We start from the raw sequence: 23,488 nt of genomic DNA on the forward strand, positions 1-23,488 counted from the left end.
TTGCTAGCGTAGGTTCACGGTAACATTCCCTTTCGGAGGTACCCCTCATGACCACGTCCCCCGTCTCCCGCCGCCGCATCCTCCAAGCCGCCGGCGTCGCCGCCGTGGCCACCGCCGCCCCCGGCATCGGCGGCGGCCACGCCCAGGCCGCGCTCGCCCCGGCCCGGCCCGACATCGGCGCCGCCGCCTACGAATTCCCCCTCGGCCAGGTCACCCTGAACGCGGGCCGCTGGCTCGACAACCAGAACCGCACCCTCGCGTACCTGCGGTTCGTCGACGTCAACCGCCTGCTCTACAACTTCCGCGCCACCCACCGGCTGTCCACCGGGGGCGCCGCCCCCAACGGCGGCTGGGACGCCCCCGACTTCCCCTTCCGCACGCACATGCAGGGCCACTTCCTCACCGCGTGGGCGCAAGGATGGGCCGTGCTCGGCGACACGACCTGCCGCGACAAGGCGAACACCATGGTCGCCGAACTCGCCAAATGCCAGGCCAACAACGCCGCCGCCGGATTCGCCGCCGGGTACCTCAGCGGGTTCCCCGAATCCAACTTCGACGGCCTCGAGAACGGCACCAGAGGCGACGTCCTGTACTACGTCATCCACAAGACCCTCGCCGGCCTCCTCGACGTGTGGCGGCTCATGGGCTCCACCCAGGCCCGCGACGTGCTCCTGGGCCTCGCCGGATGGGTCGACGCCCGCACCGCGCGGCTCTCCGCGACGCAGATGCAGAACGTGCTGCGCGTCGAGTTCGGCGGCATGAACACCGTCCTCGCCGACCTCTACCAGCAGACGGGCACCGAGCGCTGGCTCACCGCCGCGAAGCGGTTCGACCACGCGGCGGTCTTCGACCCGCTCGCCGGCAACCAGGACCGGTTGAACGGCCTGCACGCGAACACCCAGGTGCCCAAGGTGATCGGGGCCGCCCGCGAGTACAAGGCCACCGGCACGACCCGCTACCGCGACATCGCCCGGAACTTCTGGAACATCGTGGTCGGCGCCCACACGTACGTGATCGGCGGCAACAGCGAGGCCGAGCACTTCCGCGCCCCGAACGCCATCGCCGGGTACCTCGACACCGACACGTGCGAGGGCTGCAACACCTACAACATGCTCCGCCTCACCCGCGAGCTGTGGCTCCTCGACCCGAACAACGCCGCCTACTTCGACTACTACGAGCGGGCGCTGCTCAACCACCTCATCGGCTGGCAGAACCCGGCCGACCCGCACGGGCACATCACCTACTTCACGCCCCTGAACCCGGGCGGGCGCCGCGGCGTCGGACCGGCCTGGGGCGGCGGCACCTGGAGCACCGACTACAACTCGTTCTGGTGCTGCCAGGGCACGGGCCTCGAGACGTTCACCAAGCTCATGGACTCGGTGTACTTCAAGGCCGACACGACCCTGTACGTCAACCTCTACACGCCCTCCCGCCTGAACTGGACCGAACGCGGCATCACCGTCGTGCAGTCCACCTCGTACCCCGTGAGCGACACGACCACGCTCACCGTCACCGGCAGCGCGAGCGGGTCCTGGACGATGCGGCTGCGCATCCCCGCCTGGACCCAGGGCGCGGTCGTCAGCGTCAACGGCCAGGCCCAGGCCGTCACCGCGACCCCGGGCACCTACGCGGCGCTGACCCGCACCTGGGCCTCCGGCGACGTGGTCACCGTCAAGCTGCCGATGAGCGTGAAGATGCAGGCGGCCAACGACGACGAGAACGTCGCGGCGGTGGTCTTCGGGCCCACGGTCCTCTCGGGCGACTACGGGAGCACCACGCTCGGCACCCTGCCGACGCTCGACCCGGACTCGATCGAGCGGACCAGCACCTCCTCGCTCGCGTTCACCGCCACCGCCGACGGCTCCACTGTGAACCTCGGCCCGTTCTACGACGCCCACGGCCACAACTACACCGTCTACTGGAACGCCTCCGGCGAAGGCGGATCGACCGGCGCACCCGCGTTCAAGCTCTACAACGCCAACTCGAACCTCGTGCTCGGGGTGCAGGACATGTCAACGGCCGCAGGCGGGTTCGCCCTGCAGTGGAACGACACCGGCACCGCCGACCACAAGTGGGAGGTGGTGGCCTCCGGCGCGAACGTGAAGCTCCGCAACCGCAACTCCGGCCTCGTGCTGGGCGTGCAGGACATGTCGACCGCCGACAACGCCCGCATCGTGCAGTGGGGCGACACCGGCACCGCCGACCACCTCTGGACCGTCGTCGACACCGGCGACGGCCGACACAAGATCCGCAACGCCCACACCGGGAAGCTCCTCGCGATCCTCAACGCCGCCACCGCCGCCGGAGGCCAGGCCGTGCAGGACCCCGACAACGGGACCGCCGACAACCTCTGGCGCTTCGTCCCCGACGGGGCCCGCCGCATCCAGAACGTCAACAGCGGCATGGTGATCGGCATCCAGAACATGTCCACCGCCAACGGCGGCCTGGCCGTCCAGTGGGGGAGCACCGGCACCGCCGACCACTTCTGGACCGCGGTCATGGACACCGGCGGCTACTTCAAGCTGCGCAACGGCAACAGCGGCAAGGTCCTCGGCGTCGAGAACGCCTCCACCGCCGCGGGCGCCCGCGTCATGCAATGGGACGACAACGGCACGAGCGACCACCGCTGGCGCCTGCGCTACGGGTCCAACGGCGCCTTCCGCATCCAGTGCGCCAACGGCGGCAAGGTCCTCGGCGTCCAGAACGCGTCGAAGACCCAGGGCGCGCAGGTCGTCACCTGGGACGACACCGGCGCCGCCGACCACCTCTGGCGGTTCGTCTGACCTCCTCCACGTGGGCCCGGCCGCGGCGACCGCTCCTCACCGCGGCCGGGCCCGCCCCCGGAGCGGTCTGCCGACCGGCCAGGCGAAAGCTTTTCGGAATGTTACGTTTCGCGGCATGGAACCCCTGAACGTCCAGCACGAGGGCCGCACGCTGCGCGGCACCCTCCACCTCCCGCAGGAGGCCTCCGCCCCCGCGGTCGTCCTGTGCCACGGCTTCTCCGGCAACCGCACCGAGTTCGGGCACACCTTCGTGCGCCTCGGCAGGCGCCTGGCCGAGCGCGGCGTCGCCGCCTACCGCTTCGACTTCGCCGGCGGCGGCGAATCCGACGGCGAGTACGGCGACATCACCGTCACCGACCAGGTCTCGCAGGTCCTCGCCGTGCTCGACGCGGTCGGCGACCACAGCGGGGTCGACGCCGAGCGGCTCTCCCTGCTCGGCATGAGCCTCGGCGGCCTGACCGCCTCGCTCGCCGCCGCCAAGCGCCAGGTCCGCGCCCTCGCCCTGTGGGCCCCGGCCGCCATCGCCGTGGACCCCGAGGTCACCAGGCAGCGGCAGGCCATCATCGCCGAGCACGGCCTCCACGACTTCGGCGGCACCCCGATCTTCAAGCGCTACGCGGACGACGCCGAGACCATCGACGCGTTCGCCGACGCCCGCGGCCACGCCGGCCCCGTGCTCCTCGCCGCCGGCTCGGAGGACAACGTCTTCGGCCCCGGCGTCTTCGACGGCTACCACGGCCTCTACGGCTCGCAGCTCGAATACCACAAGCTCAACGGCGTCGGCCACGGCTTCGAGACCGTGCCCGCCCGCGAGCACCTGCTCGAGCTCACCGAAGCGTTCCTCCTGCGCCACATGTGATCAGGCGCTCCTCGTGCCGGCCGACCCGGCACGAGGAGCGGCGGGCCCTAAGCGACGGCAGTGCCCTCGAGCTCGACCATCTGGCCGGGGACCGCCAACCGCGCCACCCCGAGCATCGTGGTCGCCGGCGCCACGCGCGCCGCGCCGAGCCGCGCGGCCAGCACTCCGTAGTGCGGGAACAGCTGGTCGACATCCGTCGTGTACACGTTGAGCCGCACCAGGTTCGCCAATGACATCCCCGCCCCGGCGAGCACCGCCTCCAGGTTGTCCAGGCTCAGCGCGAGCTGCGCCGCCATGTCGCCCTCGCGCTGCGGCCTGCCCTCGCCGTCCATCGCGGTCTGCCCCGAGCAGTACAGCGTCCGGGTCTGGCCCGACACCAGCTCGCCCTGGTTGAACCCCAGCTCGAGCGACCAGTCCACCGGGTTGACCGCAGTTCGTTCCATCGCCACAACGGCTCCATTCATGTACACCGGCGGCAACCTGCCGCCGTGGAACAGAGCTTCGCACCCAATCACGACACCTAGTGTCAGGTATTCCGGTACAGTTTTCCGCATGCGCGCCGACCGCCTGGTCTCCCTGGTCCTCCTCCTGCGCCAGCGCGGCCGGATGACCGCCGAGACCCTCGCCGGGGAACTCGAGGTCTCCACCCGCACCGTGCTGCGCGACATCGAAGCGCTCTCCGCCGCAGGTGTCCCGGTCTACGCCGAACGGGGCCGCCACGGCGGCTTCGCACTCCTGCCCGGCTTCCGGACCGAGCTCACCGGGCTCAACCACGACGAGGCCCTGGCACTCATCACCGCCGGATCGGGACGCGGCGAGCAGGCCTTCGGCCTCGGCTCGGCGCTGGCCTCGGCCATGCGCAAAGTGGTCAACGCGCTGCCGGAGAGCGCCCAGTCCACCGTGGGCGACGCGGCCGGGAGGTTCCTCGTCGAGCCCGAGACGGACCTGCTCTCGCGGCGGCACACCGCCGAAGCGGTCCCCGAGGCCGTCATGCACGAGGTGCGGCGGGCCGTGCTCGCCGGGCGCCGCCTGCGGCTCCACTACGCGGCGGCCGGTGCGGCGCCGGAGTGGCGCACGGTGGACCCGCTGGGCCTGGTCACCGTGCGCGACCGCGCCTACCTGCTGGCCACGCGCTCCGGCGCGGACCGCACGTACCGGCTCTCGCGCTGCCTTGCGGCCGAAGCGCTTCCGGAACCGGCCGAACGGCCGGACCGGGTCGATCTTGACCGGATCTGGCAGGAGCGGTGCGCGCGGTTCCTCGCCGACGGGCACCTCACGGTGCAGGTCAGTGTCGACCCGAAGCGCCGCGACGACCTCCTGCAGTCGGCGGTCGCCGTGCGCGCGGAGGCCCCCGGGCCGGACGGCCGGGTGCGCCTGGAGGTCACCTACCAGGACGCCGAGCACGCCGAATGGGCGCTGTGGCAACTCGGCGATGACGCCGAAGCCCTTGCGCCGCAGTCATTGCGCGCCGCACTGCACGCCCGCGCGGCGGCACTCGCGGACCGATACCGGTGATCACCGGGGCGGCGGCGGCTCGCTTCCCAGCACGCACGGCACGGGCAGGTCGAGCTCCCCGTTGTCGACGAGCCAGCGCAGCGACTCGCGGACGGCCTCGTCGGGCTCGTACGCGGGGGCGTATCCCAAGCGGGCCTTGGCCTTCTCGATGCTGAAGCACTGGCTGCGGTCGAGGTGGCCCCACGAGGCGTCGGCGTGCCCGGCCGTGGTCGAGGCGCGGAACTCGTCCCAGGTCACCGGTTCGAGGGTAGCGGTCCGGCCGAACCAGGCGGCGGCGATGGCGGCGTAGCCGCGGACGCTGAGCGCGGTGGGGGCGACGATGTTGAAGTCCTCGCCCGCGGCGGCGTCGCGGTGCTCGACGGCCAGTTGGAAGGCCTGGGCGAGGTCGTCGGCGTGGACGTGGTGCATCGTCTCGGCGCCGCTGCCGGGGACCTGGAGCGGCTCCCCGTTCGCGATGGCGGTCCAGACGGCCGGGTCGAGGTTGCCGAGCGGGCCGATCGGGTGCCAGCCGGGGCCGACGATGTGCCCCGGGTGCAGCGAGGTGGTGGCGAGCCCGCCGGATGCGGTCTCCTGCTTGAGCATCCGCGCGATCCGGTCCTTCTGGACCCCGTACTCGTCGAGCGGCGCTTCGGCCCCGGCGCCGCTCTCGTCGATGGGGACCCTGCGGCTCTTGCCGTACCGCCAGATCGAGCCGCAGTGGACGAGGTGCGCGTCGGTGCCGCGCAGGGCCTCGACGAGCGCGGTCGCGGAGGCGAGGGTGAAGCACACGAGGTCGACGACCGCGTCCGGTTCGAGGCCGCGGACCGTGGCGCCGAAGACCCCTTCGGCGTCCTGCTGTTCGCGGTCGGCGACGACCTGGCGCACCTGGGCCCATTCGGGCGCGTCGGCATAGGCGGTGCTGGTGCCGCGGCTGATGTTGACCACTTCGTGTCCGGCGCGCACGAGGCGCGGGACGAGGAACGTGCCGATGTGGCCGGAGCCGCCGATGACGACGATGCGCATGCTGTGGTTCTCCTATCGGGTCGCGACGCGGCGAAGTGTACCGGCGGTGCGGTGCCCTCGCCAGGGGTTCGCCGGCGGTCCCGGCGCGCTCAGCGTTCGCCCGCTCCGGCGCGGTCGGGGGCCGGTGCGGCCTCGATCCGCGAGCTGGCCTTCATCGACACCGCGAAGACCAAGGCCGCCAATGCGAGTCCCGCCCCGGTGAGCGCGGTGCCCCGGGGCCCCGCCTGGGTGAGGGTGAGGCCGCCGAGCGAGGAGCCGAGGGCGATGCCGATGTTGAACGCGATCGAGTTCCCGGCCGAGGCGGTGTCGGTGCTGCCGGGCGCGAACTCCATGACCCGGTTCTGCAGGGCGGGGATGAGCGCGCCCATCGCCAGTCCGGTGACCACGATGGTGGCCGCGGCGGCCCAGGGGCTCGTGCCGAGCGCGAACATGGCGAGCATCGCGGCGGAGAGCAGGCCGACGGGCAGGATCACGGCGAGCCGCTGGTTCCGGTCGGAGAGGGCGCCGCCGGCGGCGATCCCGCCGAAGTCGGCCAGGCCGCGCGCGAGCAGGAGCGGCCCGAGCAGCGCCGCGGACATCCCGGCGACGACGGTGACGAACGTCGAGGTGTAGGTGAACGCGGCGAAGAACCCGGCGACCGCGAGCGAGCTGGTGACGAGGACGAGGGCGAACTGGCGGGCGTCCGGGGTGGTGCCGCGTCCGGCGTGCTCGTTGCGGGTCGGCTTGGCGGGCAGGGCGAGCACGAGGGTGAGGAGGGAGATCATGCCGAGGCCCGCGAACGCGAGGAAGGCGGTCTGCCAGTCGGCGGCCTGGCCGAGCCAGGTCCCGGCGGGGACGCCGAGCATCGGCCCGATGGACCCGCCGGTGAAGACGACGGCCATGACGCGCCCGCGGACGTGGGCGGGGAACATCCCGGCGGCGACCGGGGCGACGATGCCCCAGAACACGGCCTGGCTGAGGGCGGTCGCCACGCGCGCGGCGAACAGCAGCTCGTAGGTGGGGGCGGCGGCCGAGAGCGCGGTCGCGGCGACGAGGACGGCCATGAGGGCGAGGAGCAGCGGGCGGCGCGGCACGTTGGCGACGAGTCGCACCAGCGGCAGCGTGAGCACGGCGACGGTGATGCTGTAGCCGGTGACCAGCAGTCCCACGCGGGAGGGGGAGACGTCGAGGTCGGCGGCGATCTCGGAGAGCAGCCCCACCGGGACGGTCTCCACGGTGACGTAGCAGAACGCGGCGGTCGCGAGCGCGAGCAGCGCCGCCACGGATCGTCTGTCGAAATCGGACAGTATGGACATCGGGGTTCACCTCGGTCGCTTGGGGCGCCGTTCGGGGGAACGGGCGGCGGGTGCGCCGAACGGGGACCGCTCGAGTCGCCGAGGTGAAGGGGGCCGTGCATTCGGGGCGGCCTCAGTCTAGGGCCTTTCCGGTGCATTCGGAAGGCCGCCGTCCGGCCCGTTCGCCCGCTCGCGGCGTTGCCTGGGCGCCTGCATGCCGGTGCGCCCCTTCGCTTCGCGCCGAACATGCCGACTCGGTCATCGCCTCGCCCGGACTCGATGGACGGGCCTATGGGCCTCCCGCGGAAGGGGAGCGGGCCGCCTCAGGTGCCCGCGGCGTCGCGGTCGCGCAGGCCCGAGGACTCGAGGAAGTTCCGCAGCACCATGGCGGCGCCGCCGATGGCGGGGGCCTGGGAGACGTCGTCGGCGAGTTCGACCTGGACGTTGTGGACCTGGCGCATGAACACGGAGCGGTCGAGCACTTCCTGGATCGCGTCCCGGTAGCGCGGGCCGAGTTCGGCGAAGGCCCGCCCGGCGAGCACGACGCGGCCGACGTCGAACATGTTGACGAGCGAGACGGTGGCGACGGCGAGCATCTGCGCGGAGTCGTCGATGAGCCCGGCGGCGTCGGGGTCGCCGGCGAGGGCGGCCCGGCCGATGCCCATGAACGCGTCGAGCTGGTCGCCGTCGAGGTCGAGCCGCGCGCTCAGGCCCTGGTGCGCCTGGCCGTTGCGCACCACGGCGTTCGGGCCGCCGATGATCTCGAGGCAGCCGCGGTTGCCGCAGCCGCAGACCTCGCCGCGGGCGTCGACGGAGATGTGTCCGAGTTCGACGCCGTTCGAGGTCACGCCGCGGTAGGGGAAGCCGTCGAGGATGACGCCGGAGCCGATGCCGCCGGACATGAACACGACGGCGAAGCTCGAGGAGGCGCTGCCCTGCGCCTGGACGCCGAGGCCGGCGGCGGTGGCGTCGTTCTCGATCCGCACCGGCAGCCCGGTGGCGGCCGAGAGCTCGGCGGCGAGCGGGTAGCCGCGCCAGGCGGGCGCGGGGTACTCGGTGAGCAGCACGCCCGCGTCGCGGTCCTGCGGGCCGTGCGTCGCGAGCCCGATGCCGAGCACGCCGTCGCGCGGCACGCCCGAGTCCTGCAGCAGCGCTTCGATGCTCGCGGCGTAGTCGACGAGCACCGCGCCCGGGTGGCGGTCGCCGGCGCCGGGCATCGCCGTCTGCGCCACCACGTGCCCGGCGAGGTCGACGACGACGCCGAGGGCCGTGTACCGGTCGAACTGGACGCCGACCATGTGCCGCGCGTCGGGCTGGAGTTCGAGGAGCCGCCGCGGGGTGCCGCGCGCCGAGCGGGCGGTGCCGACCTCGTGCACCATGCCGAGTGCGATGAGCCGCCGCACGGCGTGGGTCATGGTCGCCTGCGTCAGGCCGGTGGCCTCGGCGAGCTCCACGCGGCTGACGGTGGTGCGCTCCCGGATGAGGTCGAGCACCACGGCCAGCGTGGACATCCGGGTGTCCGAGCCGAACGACCTCAATACGACCTCCTGAGCGTGGCGCGGCCGTCTGCCTGGGCCGACCGATCCGCACCACCATACTTGCCCGGCGCGGGCGCACCGAGCGGATTCCATCGGGGGAGCGGCGCGCGCGGCCGGTCGTCGTCACCGGCTCGCGCCGTGTCGACGGCCGTACACGGTCGCTCACGCACCGCATCCCCCGCAGGTGCTGGTGGCGGCCGTGCGGGCTCCTGTCCGAAGGATTCGCTCATTTGCATGAACTACTTCTTGACACGTTTAATTTAACGAGTCAATAATAAGCTCGGCGCCCGGCGCGGACGCCACCCCTCCGTCCCGTGGGAACTCCCTCTCCACGGTCCTGAAAGGACAATGATGTCACTCCAACTCAGAAGGCGCAGCGCCGCTGCGCTGCTCGCGGGAGCGGCCGCGCTCGGCATGCTCGCGACCGGCTGCTCCTCCGGCGGATCCGGAGGCAGCGGCGACCCCTCGACGCTCATCGCCTACACCGGCCAGGCCGGCGACTACCAGATCAACTTCAACCCGTTCTCGCCCACGCGGATCGGCGCCCTCGGCACGATCTACGAATCCCTGTTCTTCTACAACAAGGCCGAGGTCACCGAGCCGGTCCCGCTGCTGGGCACCGAGCAGGCCTGGAACGAGGACGGCACCGAGCTCTCCGTGACGCTGCGCGAAGGCGTCGAGTGGAGCGACGGCGAGGCGTTCACCGCCGATGACGTGGCCTTCACCTTCGGGATGATCAAGGCGAACCCGGCGATCAACAACGGCGGCTTCGACGGCGAGGTCGTCGCGGTCGACGACACGCACGTCACCTTCACCTTCGCCGCGCCCGCGTTCGTCAAGGGCCCGGACTTCATGAGCACCCCGATCGTGCCCGAGCACCTGTGGAAGGACGTCAACCCCGCCGAGGACGTCAACGAGGAGCCCGTCGGCACCGGCGCGTACCTGCTCGACGACTTCAAGCCGCAGGCGTTCACCTACAAGGCCAACCCCGACTACTGGGGCGGCGAGCCCGCGGTGAAGCAGATCCGCTTCCTCGCGCTCTCGGGCAACCAGGCCGGGGCCGACGCGATCGCCGCGGGAACCATCGACTGGCAGACCGGCCCGATCCCGGACGTCCAGAACACGAACGAGAACTTCCCGAACTACAACGCGTACACGCAGTGGCAGAACCAGATGGTCCTCTCCACCTGCTCCAGCGCCGAGCAGGGATGCGAAGGGCCGCAGACGGACCCGGCCGTGCGCCGCGCCCTCTACTACGCGATGGACCGGACGCAGCTCAACAGCCTCGCGTTCATGGACACCGCCAGCGAGATGTCGCCGACGTTCGCGCTCACCCCGAGCCAGGACGAGTACGTGGGCGCCTCGGTCACCGAGCCGAAGGTCCCGATGGAGCCGAACCTGACCGAGGCCGCCTCGATCCTCGAAGGCGCCGGCTGGGCCAAGGGCGACGACGGGATCTACGCCAAGGACGGCGAGCGCCTCTCGCTCACCGTCGAGGTCGTGACCGGCTGGACCGACTACATCACCGCCGTCGACACCATCGCCTCCCAGGCGAAGGAGGCCGGCATCGAAGTGAAGGCCGCGCAGTCCTCGTGGAACGAGTGGACCGAGAAGAAGGGCTCCGGCACCTTCCAGCTCGCCATCGACTCGCTGTGGCAGGGCCCCGCGCCCGACCCGTACTACGTGTACAACTACTTCTTCACCACCGGCGTCCCGGTCGGCGAGACCGCGGGCAACAACTACTCGCGCTACGCCAACCCCGTGGTCGACGACGCGATCGCGCAGCTCGCGCTGCTGTCCCCGGACGACCCGGCGCGCCAGGCCCAGTTCGACGCGATCCACACGGAGATCGTGCGCGACATGCCGTTCATCCCGATCCTCACCGGCGGCACCACGAGCGTGTGGAACACCGCGAAGTTCACCGGCTGGCCCTCCGACGACGACCTGTACGCCTTCCCGGCGGTCTGGTCGGCGTGGGACGCCGCCGAGATCTTCAAGCACCTCGAACCGGCCTCCTGAACAGCAGCTTAATCGCCCCCGAAGGAGGACCTCGTGAGCTACTTCCTGCGCAAAATCGGCTTCTACGCCATCGCCCTGTGGGCGGCGCTGACGCTGAACTTCGCGATCCCGCGGATGCTGCCGGGCAACCCGGTCGACATCCTGCTCGCCAAGCTCCAGCAGCGCGGCGGCGCGGTCAGCCCTGAGACCAGGAAGGCCTACGCGCTCCTCCTCGGGGGCGACGACTCGAGGCCGCTGTGGACGCAGTACTGGGACTACCTCGGCAACATGTTCCGAGGGGACCTGGGCGTCTCGGTGAGCTACTACCCGGCCCCCGTCTCGGAGGTCATCAGCCAGTCGATCCCGTGGACGGTGGTGCTCGTCGGCCTCTCGACGATCATCGCCGCCGTCCTCGGGGTCGCGCTCGGCGCGTTCGTCGGCTGGAAGCCGGGCACCTGGCTCGACTCGCTCATCCCCGCCACGACGCTCCTCGCGGCCGTGCCGTACTTCTGGCTCGCGCTGCTCCTCACCTACCTGCTCGCCCGCGTCCTCGGCTGGTTCCCCATGCAGGGCGGCTACGACGTGGTCCTCACCCCCGGCTGGAACTGGGAGTTCATCGCCTCCGCGATCCAGTACGGCTTCCTGCCCGCGCTCACGATCGTGCTCGCCTCGATCGGCGGCTGGCTCCTGGGCATGCGCAACATGATGGTCTCCACCTTGTCCGAGGACTACATCCTCACGGCCGAGGCCAAGGGCCTGACCCCGCGGAAGATCCTGCGCTCCTACGCCTCCCGCAACGCCGTCCTGCCCTCGGTCGCCGGCTTCGCGCTCTCCCTCGGCTTCGTCGTCACCGGCTCCGTGATCACCGAGCAGGTGTTCTCCTACCCGGGCATCGGCAACCGGCTCCTCGGCGCCGTCCAGAACAACGACTACGCGCTCATGCAGGGCGTGTTCCTCTTCATCACCCTCGCCGTCCTCGGCGCCAACCTCGTGGTCGACCTCCTCTACGGCGTCATCGACCCGCGCACCCGCGCCCGGAACTGACGGGAGACCGCCGTGACCAATCCATCGAACGCGCCCGCCGCGGCCGACAACGCCGAACTGCTGGCCGAGGCCGCCGCCGAGACCGGCAGGGCCCCGCGCTCGGGCTGGCGGATGCTCCTGCCCACCATGACGCCCTGGCTCGCCGTCGGCCTCATCCTCGTCGGCGGCATCACCCTCTTCGGCCTCATCGGGCCGCTCCTCGTGGGCGACCCGACCGAGATCCGCGACCAGGGACTCACCGCGCCCACCGGCGACTTCATCCTCGGCACCACCCAGACCGGCCAGGACGTGATGGCCCAACTCGCCTACGCGACAAGGGGATCGCTCCAGATCGGCTTCATCGTCGGCGTCCTCGCCACGGTCCTCTCCGCGTTCTTCGGCATCTACGGCGCCTACCGGGGCCGCGTCGTCGACGAGGCGTTCTCCCTCTTCACCAACGTCTGCCTGGTGATCCCGGGCCTGCCGCTGGTCATCGTGATCTCCGGCTTCGTGCCCCGCGAGAGCCGCGGACTGTGGACGATCGCGCTGGTCCTCGCCATCACCAGCTGGGCCGGCTCGGCCCGGGTCCTCCGCGCCCAGACCCTCTCGGTGCGCAACCGCGACTACGTGGCCGCCTCCCAGGTCTCCGGCGAGCGGCCCTGGCGCGTCATCGTCGTCGAGATCCTCCCGAACCTGCTGCCGGTCATCGCCTCGCAGTTCGTGTTCGCCGTCATCTCCGCGCTCCTGGGCGAAGCCGGCCTCTCCTTCATCGGCCTCGGCGCCTCCAACTCCTCCACCCTCGGCACCATGCTCTTCTACGCCCAGAACGGCTTCGCGCTCCCGCTCGGCGCCTGGTGGTGGTTCGTCCCGCCCGGCCTCGTGATCGCCCTGTTCGGCATGGGCCTCGCCCTCATCAACTTCTCCATCGACGAGATCATCAACCCCAAGCTCAAGAACACCCGCCTGCACCGCAAACGCGCCCGCCGCGCGCTCCGCCTCGAACGCGAGCTCGCCCGCACCGGCCGCAAGGTGCCCCGCCAGGCCGCTCCCAGCGACGAGGAGACCGTCCGATGACCGCCGAACCCGTGCTCACCGTCGAGGACCTCACCGTCGTCTACGAGACCGAGGAGCCGATCACCGCCGTCAAGCACGCCGACCTCACCCTCCACCGCGGCGAGATCCTCGGCCTCGCCGGCGAGTCCGGCTGCGGCAAGACCACCCTCGCCTACGCCGTCAACCGCCTCCACCGCCCGCCGGCCCGCATCGCCTCCGGCCGCATCATCTTCCACGGCGACCAGGGCGACATCGACATCCTCGCCCTCGAGGACGCCGGGCTCCGCGCCTTCCGCTGGGAACGCCTCTCCATGGTCTTCCAAGGCGCCATGAACGCGCTCAACCCCGTCACCACCGTCCGCGCCCAGCTCAAGGACACCCTCCTCGCCCACCGGCCCCGCATGTCCCGCAAGGAGATCCGCGAACGCTCCGAGGACGTCCTCACCCGCGTCGGCGTCGACCCCCGCCGCCTCGGCTCCTACCCGCACGAACTCTCCGGCGGCATGCGCCAGCGCGTCATGATCGCCATGGCCATGCTCCTGGAACCCCAGATCATGATCATGGACGAGCCCACCACCGCGCTCGACGTGGTCGTGCAGCGCGACATCCTCCGCGAGATCGTGCGCCTGCGCGACGAACTCGACTTCGCCGTCATCTTCATCACCCACGACCTCCCGCTCCTGCTCGAGATCTCGGACCGCATCGCGGTGATGCTCGAAGGCGAGATCGTCGAACTCGAAGCGGCCGACCGCCTCTACCGCGACGCGCAGCACCCCTACACGCGGAAGCTCCTCGGCTCCTTCCCGAGCCTCTCCGGGGAGCGCGGCGCGTTCATCCGCACCGGCATCGACGAAACCAGCGCAGACGAGATCAGCGAAACCGCGGAGGAGCGAGCATGACCAGCGTCAAGATCACCGACCTCGTCAAGGACTACACGCTCCGGTCGGGCCTCAAACGCACCCGCCTGCGCGCCGTCGACCACGTGAGCCTCGAACTCACCCCCGGCCGCACCGTCGCCCTCGTCGGCGAGTCCGGCTCCGGCAAGTCCACCATCGCGAAGATCCTCACCCGCATGGAGCGCCCCACCTCCGGCACCGTGGAGGTCCGCCTCGACGACGGCACCCCCGTGCCGAACGGCCACTACCGCCGCGAAGTGCAGATGGTCTTCCAGGACCCCTTCGCCTCCCTCAACCCGTTCCACTCCATCGAGCACCACATCGCCCGGCCCCTGAAGATCCACGGCCGCACCCAGTCCCAAGAGGACACCCGGGCGCGCGTCCTCGAGATGCTCGAACGCGTCAACCTCACCCCGGCCGAGGCCATCGCGCCCCGCCGCCCGCACGAGCTCTCCGGCGGCCAGCGCCAGCGCGTCGCCATCGCGCGGGCCCTCGCCCCCGGCGCGCAGGTCCTCATCGCCGACGAACCGGTGTCCATGCTGGACGTCTCGATCCGGCTCGGCGTGCTCAACCTCCTCGGCCGCCTGCAACGTGAAGACCAGCTCGCGGTCCTCTACATCACCCACGACCTCGCCACCGCACGCCACTTCTCCGACGAGATCGTCGTGCTCTACCGCGGCCGGGTCGTCGAACGCGGCCCCTCCGACGCCGTCATCCTCGACCCGCACCACGACTACACGAAGCTCCTCGCGCTGGCCGCCCCCGACCCGGAGCGGCCGGGGCGCGTGACCTCGGAGGCGGCCGTCGACCGCAAGGCGATCGACAACAGCACTTGCTACGACCACTTCGCCGGCGAGTGGCGCGAGGCCGCCGCAGGGGCGAAGGCCGCCGTCTCCGCCGACTGAAATCCGCTCGCACCGATCCGTCCCCCCTCACGAAGCCTGCCCATCGACCATGAGGAGTCACCGTGACCCACCCGCCGTTCTTCCGCGCCCTCCACGAGGGGTGGACGCTGACCGCGTCCGGCCTCGCCGCCGACGCACCCGAGGCGGTGGCGGCCCCGCTCGCGGCCGGCGTCCCGGCCGCCGTTCCCGGTGAGGCCCACCTGGACCTGCTGCGGGCGGGGCTGATCGACGATCCGTTCGACGGGGACAACGAGTCCGCGCAGCAGTGGATCGGCGACACCGCCTGGCGGTTCTCGACCGAGTTCGACTGGACCGACGACGGCTCCGCCCGCCACGACTTGGTCGCGCACGGGCTCGACACCGTGGCCGTGGTGTCGCTCAACGGGATCGAGATCGGCCGCACGGAGAACCAGCACCGCGGCTACCGCTGGGACGTGCGGCGGGCATTGCGCGAAGGCGCGAACACCCTCACCGTCACGTTCGCGGCTCCGGTCCCGGAGGCGGCGGCCCGCGCCGAGCGCGACGGCGCGCTGCCGCACACCAACCACCACGACTACAACCAGCTGCGGAAGATGGCGTGCTCCTTCGGGTGGGACTGGGGCGTCGACGTCGCCGGGGCCGGGATCTGGAAGCCGATCGGCCTCGAATCCTGGTCGGGCGCGCGGGTCGCCTCGGTGCGGCCGCTGGTCGGCCTCGACGGCGACACCGGAACCCTCGCGGCCCACATCGACATCGAACGCGCCCAAGGCGACGACCCCGTCCCGGTCACGGTGACCGTGACCGGCCCGAACGGCGCCGCCGTGACCGCCCAGGGAACCGTCGCCCCCGGATCGGCCTCGGCCGTGGTCCACGCGGCAGTGCCGGACGTCGAGCGCTGGTGGCCTGTCGGCTACGGCCCCCAGCCGCTGTACGACGTCACCGTCAAGACCGGCACCGCCGCGTGGACTGGCCGGGTCGGCTTCCGCACCGTGGAGCTCGACACCGCGCCCGACGCGGCCGGGGCGCCGTTCCACCTGAAGGTGAACGGCGAGCGGATCCTCGTGCGCGGCGCGAACTGGATCCCCGACCACGCGTTCCTCACCGAGATCGACCGCGACCGGTACGCGCTGCGCGTCGCGGACGCGCTTGAGGCGAACATCAACCTGCTGCGCGTGTGGGGCGGCGGGATCTACGAGTCCGACGACCTGTACGACCTCGCCGACGAGCACGGTCTGCTCATGTGGCAGGACTTCCTGTTCGCCTGCGCCGCATACAGCGAGGACGACCCGCTGCGCTCGGAGATCGAGGCCGAGGCCCGCGAGAACGTCACCAGGCTCAGCCCGCACCCCTCGCTCGTGCTGTGGAACGGCAACAACGAGAACACCTGGGGCTCGGTCGACTGGAGCTGGGCGCACCGCCTCGGCGGCCGCGGCTGGGGCGACGCCTACTACAACGGGCTGCTGCCGGAGATCCTGGCCGAGCTCGACCCGACCCGCCCGTACTCGCCCGCGAGCCCGTACTCGTTCGGCGACTACCGCTACCCCAATGACGAGCGGTACGGGACGATGCACGTCTGGGACGTCTGGAACCGCGCGGACTACAAGGTCTACGCGGACTACCGGCCGCGCTTCGTCGCCGAGTTCGGCTTCCAGGCCCCGCCCGCGTGGTCCACGCTCGCGGCGGTGGTGCACGACGAGCCGCTCGACCCGTTCGGCGCGGAGATGCTGGTGCACCAGAAGGCCAACCGCGGCAACGAGAAGCTCGAGCGCGGCTGGAAGGGCCACCTCCCCGACCCGCGGTCCATCGAGGACTGGCACTGGACGACGCAGCTGAACCAGGCCCACGCGGTCAGCTTCGGCATCGAGCACTACCGGTCGCTCACCCCGCACAACACGGGCACGATCATGTGGCAGCTCAACGACAACTGGCCCGTGGTCTCCTGGGCCGCGGTCGACTTCGCGGGCCACCGCAAGCCGCTGTGGCACTCACTGCGCGCCGCCTACGCGCCGCGTCTGGCGACGCTCCAGCCGCGCCCGTCCGAGGAGAGCTACGCGAACGCCTGGGAAGGCCTCGTGCCGGAGTTCGACCAGCTCGCGCTGGTCCTCGTGAACGACACGGGGGAGGCCTACTCGGGCTCGTTCACCGTGACCCGCGAGGCCTTCGACGGCACGGTGCTCGCCAAGGCCGTGGTCGACGCCCGGGTGGACCCGCGCGACGGCGCGACGATCGTGGTTCCGGCCGAGGTCGCGGCGTACACCGATCCGGGCGCGGAGTTCATCCGCGCCGAGGGTGACGGCTTCGCGCCCGCGTTCCACTACGGTGCCGAAGTGCTCGACCAGGACTTGGACCCGCAGCCGTACACAGTGGAGTCCGAGTCGACCGCGGACGGCTGCGTGCTGCACGTGACCGCGACCTCGCTGGTGCGGGACCTGTTCTGCCACGCGGACAAGGTCGACCCCGCCGCCCGTGCCGAGCAGGGGATGCTCACGCTCCGCGCGGGGGAGTCGGCCCGGATCCGCGTCATTGCGGCCTCCGGGGACCCGGCCGCATACGCCGCGGTCCTGCGCTGCGCGAACGATCTGCTGGGGCGCTGACGACAGGCGATGGCCTGATGGCGGACCGGGCTTCTGAGAACCAGGTGATGGGCTGACGGCCGACTGGGGCGTCGAGGACTGGGTGATGGGCTGACGGTCGACTGGACGGCCGGTGCTCGGGCGGCTCGCGAATGAAGCTCGAGAACGGCCGTCCACAAGCCCCCACCCACCACTAGAGGGGAAGATACTGTCCACCGTCGCACCCCGGCCCGACAAAAACCGGGGTCGTGAGCGACCATGTCACCCGAAAGGGTGGGGCCCCTGAGGGATGCGCACTGGCAGGTGCTCGGCCTCAAGCCGGGCCGAGGAGCGCTACCCGAAGGCGTGGCCGTGCGCCGAGGTCGGCTGGCGCGCCGTCATGGACAGCGGCGGCGTGAGGGCCTGGTCCAGGTCGGCGATGAGGTCTTCGGGCGCTTCGAGGCCGATCGACAGCCGGACCAGGCTCGCCGCCGGCCGCGCGTGGGCGGCGACCGGCCGGTGCGTCAGCGCGGCCGGGTGCTGGATCAGCGAGTCGACCCCGCCCAGAGACACCGCGTGCGTGAACAGCCGCACCGCGGAGGTGACGTGCGCGGCCTGCTCGAAGCCGCCGCGCAGGTCGACCGCGATCATCGCGCCCGTGCCGCGCATCTGCCGCCCCAGCAGTCCCTTCGGGTCGCCGTCGCTCCCCGGGTAGTGGACCCGGGCGACGGCCGGGTGGCGTTCGAGCCAGGCGGCGACGCGCTGCGCACCCGCCTGCTGGGCCCGCACCCGGATCGGCAGCGTCGTCAGTCCCCTGTGGAGCAGGTAAGCCCCTAGCGGATGAAGCAGCCCGCCTGTGACGGCCCGCACCCGCCGCAGCGCCGCCGCGGTCTCCTCGCTGCAGGCGATCACCCCGGCGACCACGTCGCCGTGCCCGCCGAGGTACTTGGTGGCGCTGTGCAGCACCATCGCGGCCCCGAAGTCGACCGGGTTCTGCAGCACCGGCGTCGCGAACGTGTTGTCCACCAGCACCGGGACGCCTTGGGCCGCTTCGACCACCGCGCGGATGTCGACCAGCTCGAGCGTCGGGTTCGCCGGCGTCTCGAGCACGACCATCGCCGTGTCCGGCCGGATCGCGCCCGCGACCTCCCCGGCCGCGCAGAACTGGGTCTCGGTCCCGAGCAGCCCCGATGACAACAGGTGGTCGGTCCCGCCGTACAGCGGGCGGACCGCCACGATGTGCCGCCCCCGGCCGCCCGCGAGGAGCGCGGCGGTCATCGCGGCCATCCCCGAGGAGAACGCCACCGCGGCCTCCGCGTGCTCCAGCCGAGCCAGCGCCGTCTCGAACCGCGCCACGGTCGGATTCCACAGGCGCGCGTACACCGAGCCGCCCTCGGCGGTCGGCGTCCCGCCGTTCGCCATGGCCTCGTAGGAGAGTCCGCCCGCCTCGATCCCGGGCAGCGGGTTCGTGGAGGAGAGGTCGATGGGGAGCGCGTGCACGCCGAGCTCCGCCAGGTCCTCGCGGCCCGCGTGGACCGCGATGGTGTCGAATTGCAGCCGTGGCGGGTTCATGAGCAGAATGTAGGCTGAACCGCAACTACTAGCAATACTTGCCGCAGGAACCCGCATTGATCGCGGGAATCCATGAAGAAACTGCGATAGAGGTGACCATGGCTGACGAACGGCCGAAGAAAACACAACCGCAGCCGATGGCACTGGACGGCACCGATCTGGCGATCCTCGCCGCGCTCGTCGACGACGGCCGCATGACGAACGCCGCGCTGGCGTCCCGCGCCGGCGTCGCCGAGTCGACCTGCGCGTACCGCCTGCGGGCGCTGCGCGAATCCGGTGTCCTCACCCGTATCGCCGCGCACCTCGACCCCGAGGCCTTCGGCCGCCCGCTGCACGCGATCATCAAGGTGCGCTTGGGAAGCCACAGCCGCGAGCATGTGCACCACCTCTACGACCGGCTGGTCGAGCTGCCCGGGGTGATGACGGTCTTCCACGTCGGCGGCGACGACGACTTCCTCCTCCATGTGGCCGTAGCAGGCCCCGAGGCACTGCGCGACCTCATCCTCGAGCACGTCACCGCCCACGCCGTGGTGCGCCAGACCGAGACCCAGCTGGTCTTCGAAGTGCGCGAAGGCCGCGGCGTCCTGCCCCGCTTACCCGCCGAAGTGTCGGTCCCGGATGCGATGCTGAACCCCCAGCCATCAACGAGGAGGCGCACATGGGCAAGGTGATCTGCGGGATCTCGATCTCGGCCGACGGGTACGCGGCCGGACACAACCAGACCGAGGAGCGGCCGTTCGGCGACGACGGCAGCGGCGGCACCGGCGATCGGCTGCACGCCTGGATGTTCGAGACCCCCGAGGAGAACCCCGAGGAGATCGCCCAGATGACCGCCGCCAAGGCGTTCATCATGGGCCGCAACATGTTCGGCCCCATCCGCGGCGCATGGGACCGCGAGTGGAACGGCTGGTGGGGACCCAACCCGCCCTACCACGCACCGGTCTTCGTGCTCACCCACCACGCGCGCGAGCCCCAGCCGATGGACGGCGGGACCACCTACACCTTCGTCACCGACGGCATCGAATCCGCACTGAAGCAGGCGCGCGAGGCCGCCGGGGACGGCGAGATCGCCGTCATGGGCGGCGCGACCACCGTCAACCAGTTCCTCGCCGCCGGGCTGATCGACGAGCTGCGGCTCCACATAGTCCCGTTCGTCATGGGCGCGGGCACGCGCCTCTTCGAGGGCGTCCCGCCGCTGCGCATGGAGCAGGTGAGCGTCCGCGCCGCGACCGCGGTGACCCACGTGACCTACCGCGTCCTCAACTGAGGACGCCTACTCGCCGATCTTCCGCACGCGCGTCGGATGGGATGGGTTCGAGTGTTTTCGTCGAGCGTCGAGCGTCGAGCGTCGAGCGTCGAGCGTCGAGCGTCGAGCGTCGAGCGTCGAGCGTCGAGCGTCGAGCGTCGAGCGAGTGCCGGGCCGCCGGGAGCCCTCGGCGCGTGGCGCTCGGCTTGATCCTCACCGTGACCGGAAAGCCGCTGCCACAACGAAAGCGTCCAGCGCGGGGTACCCGGGCGCTGCCCGGCCGATCAGCGCACGCCCCTGAAGTCGCTGGGGCGCAGTACAGTGCGAAGGGAGTGCCGACCCCTACCGAAAGGCCCTCGCATGGCGACTGACTCCTCCGGCGGGACGGACGCGCTCCTCGCCCTCTACACCACCGACCGCGAGAAGCTCTCCACCCTCGCGGGGGAGCGGCTCGCGCTCGTCGCCGTCCAGGTCACGTACCTCGGCCTCGCCATCATCGCCCTCGGCGGCCAGCGCCCCATCGGTGGCGAGTGGGTCGCGGCCTTCAGCGCGGCGCCGCTGTGGTTCATGCACGCCCAGCATCAGATCCTCGTCGCGGCGGCCCTCAGCCGGTCCCGCTCGGTGCTGCTCCTGGAGCGGCACGTGGTCGACCGCGCCGGCTTGCCCGCGAACGACCGCAACGACATCGGGCACCGCGCGGCCGTCACGATCCGCGAACTCACGGGCCGGTATCGCATCTTCAAACTGCAGATCTTCATCGCCTTCGGCGGCATCGCCGCGGCCCTGCTCTCGTTCACCGTGTACGCGCTGGTGGTGGCCGCCGCGAGCTCGTCGTGGACCTCGCTGCCGGTGGTGCTCGCGATCCTCTTCTACGGCGGGTTCGCCACCGTGGCCACGATCGGCTGGACCCGCACCGTCCAACTGCAGCTCGACAACGGGCGGCTGAACGAGCGGTCGGACTGAGCCCCTTAGCGATGACCCCCGGCCAGGTCGCCGGGGTCGGTGTTCGCGCCGCAGAGCACGACCGCGACCTTGTCGGTGGACCCGATCCCGGATTGCCCACTGAGGACGCCCGCGAGCGCGGTCGCCGCGCCATGCTCGACGACCACACGCCGCTGGTCCCACAGCGCCTGGCGCGCAGCGATGATCGCGTCGTCGCTCACCAGGACCGAGGTGATCGGGGACTGCTGTGCTCCGGCGAAGGCGATCTCGCCGATCCGCTTGGCTCCCAACGAGTCGGCGGCGATGCCGGAGACACCCACGTCGACCGGCCGTCCGGCTCGCAGCGCCTCATGGAGCGTCGGCGCCTTTTCGGGCTCGACGGCGATGACGTGAACGCCGTGCTCGGCGGCGACCGCCGCGATGCCGGCGAACAGGCCGCCGCCGCCCACGGCCACGACGATATGGGTGACCTCGGGCAGGTCGCGCAGGATCTCGAGCGCGATGGTCCCGGCTCCGGCGGCGACGGCGGGCTGGTCGTAGGCGTGGACGAACGCGGCCCCGGTCTCGGCCACATGCCGTTGGGCCGCTTCGAAGGCCTCGGCGTACTGCTCGCCGACCTGGTGGACCTCTGCGCCGAGCGTGCGGAGCTTCGCCACCTTCATGGCCGGGGCGGTGGCGGGCACGAAGACCGTGGCCGGAACCCCGAGGGCGGAGGCGGCGTACGAGGCGGCCAGCCCGGCGTTGCCGCCGCTCGCGCAGACCACGCCCACCCGGGGGTCGAGCTCGCCCGCTTCTCTGGCGGTGAGGAGCCGGTTGAACGAGCCGCGCGGTTTGAAGCTCCCGGTGTGCTGCAGGAACTCCGCCTTGAAGTGCAGTTCGCAGCCGCCTTCTCCGGGGTCGGCCGCAAAGAGCGGCGTGTCGCGCACATAGGGGGCGATCCGCTCGGCGGCCTCCAGCACGTCCTTGCGCGTGGTCATCGTCAGGTCGTTCCTTCCGTCGTGCGACCGGTCGGCACGACCGTAACGCGCGACGCGGCCGTTCGGGCGCGGAATGAGGCCGACGGCGTCGCCCCTCGGCCCTTATTCGGTCGTTTTCCCTTGGAGGCGGGGAGAAGTGCCCGTGCCGGCGGCCCTGTGGATGTCCGTCGGCTTCGCCGAATGACGCCTCCCGCAAGGGGGTACCGGCCTCTCGGGGTGGGGGACCGCCCGACTCTAGACCGGCGGGCGGGGCGGGGTTCGCATAGGATTGGCGCCGACGCAGAGGAGGGCGGGCATGTCGACAACGCGAGGCGCGCGCCAGCCGACGATCAAAGAGGTGGCGACGCTCGCCGGGGTCAGCCCGATGACCGTGTCCCGCACGCTCGCGGGCGGGGTCAACGTGCGGCCCGACCTGCAGGCGCGGGTGATGGCGGCCGTGCGCGAGCTCGGCTACTACCGCAACGAGAACGCGCGCAGCCTGCGCCCCGGCCAGCCCAGCGGGCTCATCGGCGTCGCGATCACCAACCTCGCCAACCCGTACTACGGGAACTTCGCGCTCGGCGTCGAGGAGGTCGCCGCCGAGCACGGGCGGCGGATCATCCTCGGCAACACCGGCGAGGACGCCGGGCGCGAGCGCCAGCTCGTGAGCGACTTCATCGGCCGCCAGGTGGACGGCCTCATCCTGGTGCCCACCAGCGGCGAAGCCGCGCACCTGCAGCCCGAGCGCCTGGGCGACGTGCCGCTGGTGCTCGCCTCGCGCCGCGTGCCGGGCCTCGACGTCGACACGGTGCTGCTCGACGATGTGGGCGGCGCCTACCGCGGCACGATCGGCCTGCTCGACGCCGGGCACACCCGCATCGGATTCCTCGGGAACCGCAGCTCGGTGTTCACCGGCGAGCGCCGGTACCGCGGGTACGAGCAGGCGATGACCGAGCGCGGCGCGCCGGTCGACCCGTCGATCATCGCCCGCGACCAGCAGGACGTGGACGCGGCGAGCCGGGCCGCGCGGGCGATGCTCGACCACCCCGAGCCGCCGACCGCGATCTTCAGCGCCAACAACCGCAACACGATCGGCGCGCTGCGCGAGATCGGGCGGCGCATCCGCGACGGCCTCCCCGGGCCCCGCCCGGCCGTCGTGAGCTTCGACGACTTCGAGCTCTCCGAGCTCATGCCCGTCCCGGTGACGATCATCGACCACGACGCGCGCCTCCTCGGCCGCGAGGCCGCGACACTCCTGTTCGCCAGGCTCGAGGGCACCGCCGAAAGCAAGCCGAACACGGTCGAACTGCCTGTCACGATCGAGCATCCCTGAGCGTTAAACCCTCGCTGAACTGCTGGTTTGCCAAAACCCACCAATCGTTGGTAACGTTACCA

Annotated in this window: 19 protein-coding genes; 13 read left to right on the top strand and 6 right to left on the bottom strand. The window is 71.4% G+C overall.

Annotated features, from left to right (window positions below):
* The first annotated feature begins 47 nt into the window (after positions 1-47).
* Positions 48-2,783, top strand: coding sequence for a beta-L-arabinofuranosidase domain-containing protein (locus O2L52_RS01490; RefSeq protein WP_270113521.1), 2,736 nt, complete (start codon positions 48-50; stop codon positions 2,781-2,783).
* Between the two features lie 115 nt (positions 2,784-2,898).
* Positions 2,899-3,642 carry an alpha/beta hydrolase family protein gene (locus O2L52_RS01495; protein ID WP_270113522.1) on the top strand — a complete coding sequence of 248 codons (744 nt, stop codon included), beginning with the start codon at positions 2,899-2,901 and terminating at the stop codon, positions 3,640-3,642.
* Positions 3,643-3,689: 47 nt separating this feature from the next.
* Here O2L52_RS01495 and O2L52_RS01500 read toward each other — a convergent pair whose 3' ends face one another.
* The gene (locus O2L52_RS01500; RefSeq protein ID WP_270113523.1) at positions 3,690-4,085 is read right to left on the bottom strand and encodes a RidA family protein; all 396 of its coding nucleotides are present in this window, start codon (positions 4,083-4,085) and stop codon (positions 3,690-3,692) included.
* Between the two features lie 109 nt (positions 4,086-4,194).
* Between O2L52_RS01500 and O2L52_RS01505 the strand changes: the two genes are divergently transcribed.
* Positions 4,195-5,157, top strand: a complete 963-nt coding sequence (locus O2L52_RS01505; protein WP_270113524.1) for a helix-turn-helix transcriptional regulator — start codon at positions 4,195-4,197, stop codon at positions 5,155-5,157.
* Here O2L52_RS01505 and O2L52_RS01510 read toward each other — a convergent pair whose 3' ends face one another.
* From O2L52_RS01510 to O2L52_RS01520, 3 genes are all read right to left on the bottom strand, one after another.
* Positions 5,158-6,159 (bottom strand): NAD-dependent epimerase/dehydratase family protein, encoded by a 1,002-nt coding sequence (locus O2L52_RS01510; protein WP_270113525.1) that lies wholly within the window; start codon positions 6,157-6,159, stop codon positions 5,158-5,160.
* An 89-nt stretch (positions 6,160-6,248) separates the two neighbouring features.
* Positions 6,249-7,454: an MFS transporter gene (locus tag O2L52_RS01515; protein ID WP_270113526.1), complete on the bottom strand. Its 1,206-nt coding sequence runs from the start codon at positions 7,452-7,454 to the stop codon at positions 6,249-6,251.
* A gap of 302 nt (positions 7,455-7,756) precedes the next feature.
* On the bottom strand, positions 7,757-8,971 hold the full coding sequence (locus O2L52_RS01520) for an ROK family transcriptional regulator (RefSeq protein ID WP_270113527.1): 1,215 nt from the start codon (positions 8,969-8,971) through the stop codon (positions 7,757-7,759).
* 351 nt (positions 8,972-9,322) lie between these two features.
* On the opposite strand from O2L52_RS01520, the gene O2L52_RS01525 reads away from it, so the two are divergent.
* The 6 genes from O2L52_RS01525 to O2L52_RS01550 all read left to right on the top strand — a co-directional run bounded on the left by O2L52_RS01525 (position 9,323) and on the right by O2L52_RS01550 (position 17,419).
* Positions 9,323-10,990: an ABC transporter substrate-binding protein gene (locus O2L52_RS01525; protein ID WP_270113528.1), complete on the top strand. Its 1,668-nt coding sequence runs from the start codon at positions 9,323-9,325 to the stop codon at positions 10,988-10,990.
* A gap of 33 nt (positions 10,991-11,023) precedes the next feature.
* Positions 11,024-12,013: an ABC transporter permease gene (locus tag O2L52_RS01530; RefSeq protein WP_270113529.1), complete on the top strand. Its 990-nt coding sequence runs from the start codon at positions 11,024-11,026 to the stop codon at positions 12,011-12,013.
* A gap of 12 nt (positions 12,014-12,025) precedes the next feature.
* Entirely contained in the window at positions 12,026-13,066 is a 1,041-nt protein-coding gene (locus O2L52_RS01535; RefSeq protein ID WP_270113530.1) for an ABC transporter permease, read from the top strand.
* Positions 13,063-13,944 carry an ABC transporter ATP-binding protein gene (locus O2L52_RS01540; protein WP_270113531.1) on the top strand — a complete coding sequence of 294 codons (882 nt, stop codon included), beginning with the start codon at positions 13,063-13,065 and terminating at the stop codon, positions 13,942-13,944. The genes O2L52_RS01535 and O2L52_RS01540 overlap by 4 nt, the downstream gene beginning before the upstream one ends.
* Entirely contained in the window at positions 13,941-14,846 is a 906-nt protein-coding gene (locus O2L52_RS01545) for an ABC transporter ATP-binding protein (RefSeq protein WP_270113532.1), read from the top strand. Before O2L52_RS01540 ends, O2L52_RS01545 begins: the two co-directional genes overlap by 4 nt.
* 62 nt (positions 14,847-14,908) lie before the next feature.
* Positions 14,909-17,419, top strand: a complete 2,511-nt coding sequence (locus O2L52_RS01550) for a glycoside hydrolase family 2 protein (RefSeq protein ID WP_270113533.1) — start codon at positions 14,909-14,911, stop codon at positions 17,417-17,419.
* Positions 17,420-17,731: 312 nt separating this feature from the next.
* Here O2L52_RS01550 and O2L52_RS01555 read toward each other — a convergent pair whose 3' ends face one another.
* The gene (locus tag O2L52_RS01555) at positions 17,732-18,949 is read right to left on the bottom strand and encodes a trans-sulfuration enzyme family protein (protein ID WP_270113534.1); all 1,218 of its coding nucleotides are present in this window, start codon (positions 18,947-18,949) and stop codon (positions 17,732-17,734) included.
* Between the two features lie 98 nt (positions 18,950-19,047).
* Here O2L52_RS01555 and O2L52_RS01560 point away from each other — a divergent pair, with 98 nt between their 5' ends.
* The 3 genes from O2L52_RS01560 to O2L52_RS01570 all read left to right on the top strand — a co-directional run bounded on the left by O2L52_RS01560 (position 19,048) and on the right by O2L52_RS01570 (position 21,158).
* Positions 19,048-19,620 carry an Lrp/AsnC family transcriptional regulator gene (locus O2L52_RS01560; RefSeq protein ID WP_270113535.1) on the top strand — a complete coding sequence of 191 codons (573 nt, stop codon included), beginning with the start codon at positions 19,048-19,050 and terminating at the stop codon, positions 19,618-19,620.
* On the top strand, positions 19,608-20,216 hold the full coding sequence (locus tag O2L52_RS01565; protein WP_270113536.1) for a dihydrofolate reductase family protein: 609 nt from the start codon (positions 19,608-19,610) through the stop codon (positions 20,214-20,216). The genes O2L52_RS01560 and O2L52_RS01565 overlap by 13 nt, the downstream gene beginning before the upstream one ends.
* Before the next feature lie 339 nt (positions 20,217-20,555).
* Entirely contained in the window at positions 20,556-21,158 is a 603-nt protein-coding gene (locus O2L52_RS01570) for a hypothetical protein (protein ID WP_270113537.1), read from the top strand.
* Positions 21,159-21,163: 5 nt separating this feature from the next.
* Here O2L52_RS01570 and O2L52_RS01575 read toward each other — a convergent pair whose 3' ends face one another.
* Positions 21,164-22,114 (bottom strand): threonine/serine dehydratase, encoded by a 951-nt coding sequence (locus O2L52_RS01575; RefSeq protein WP_270113538.1) that lies wholly within the window; start codon positions 22,112-22,114, stop codon positions 21,164-21,166.
* Positions 22,115-22,409: 295 nt separating this feature from the next.
* Between O2L52_RS01575 and O2L52_RS01580 the strand changes: the two genes are divergently transcribed.
* Positions 22,410-23,426, top strand: coding sequence for a LacI family DNA-binding transcriptional regulator (locus O2L52_RS01580; RefSeq protein ID WP_270113539.1), 1,017 nt, complete (start codon positions 22,410-22,412; stop codon positions 23,424-23,426).
* The last annotated feature ends 62 nt before the right edge of the window (positions 23,427-23,488 follow it).

This window comes from Glycomyces algeriensis (assembly GCF_027622855.1).
GTDB lineage: Bacteria > Actinomycetota > Actinomycetes > Mycobacteriales > Micromonosporaceae > Glycomyces > Glycomyces algeriensis.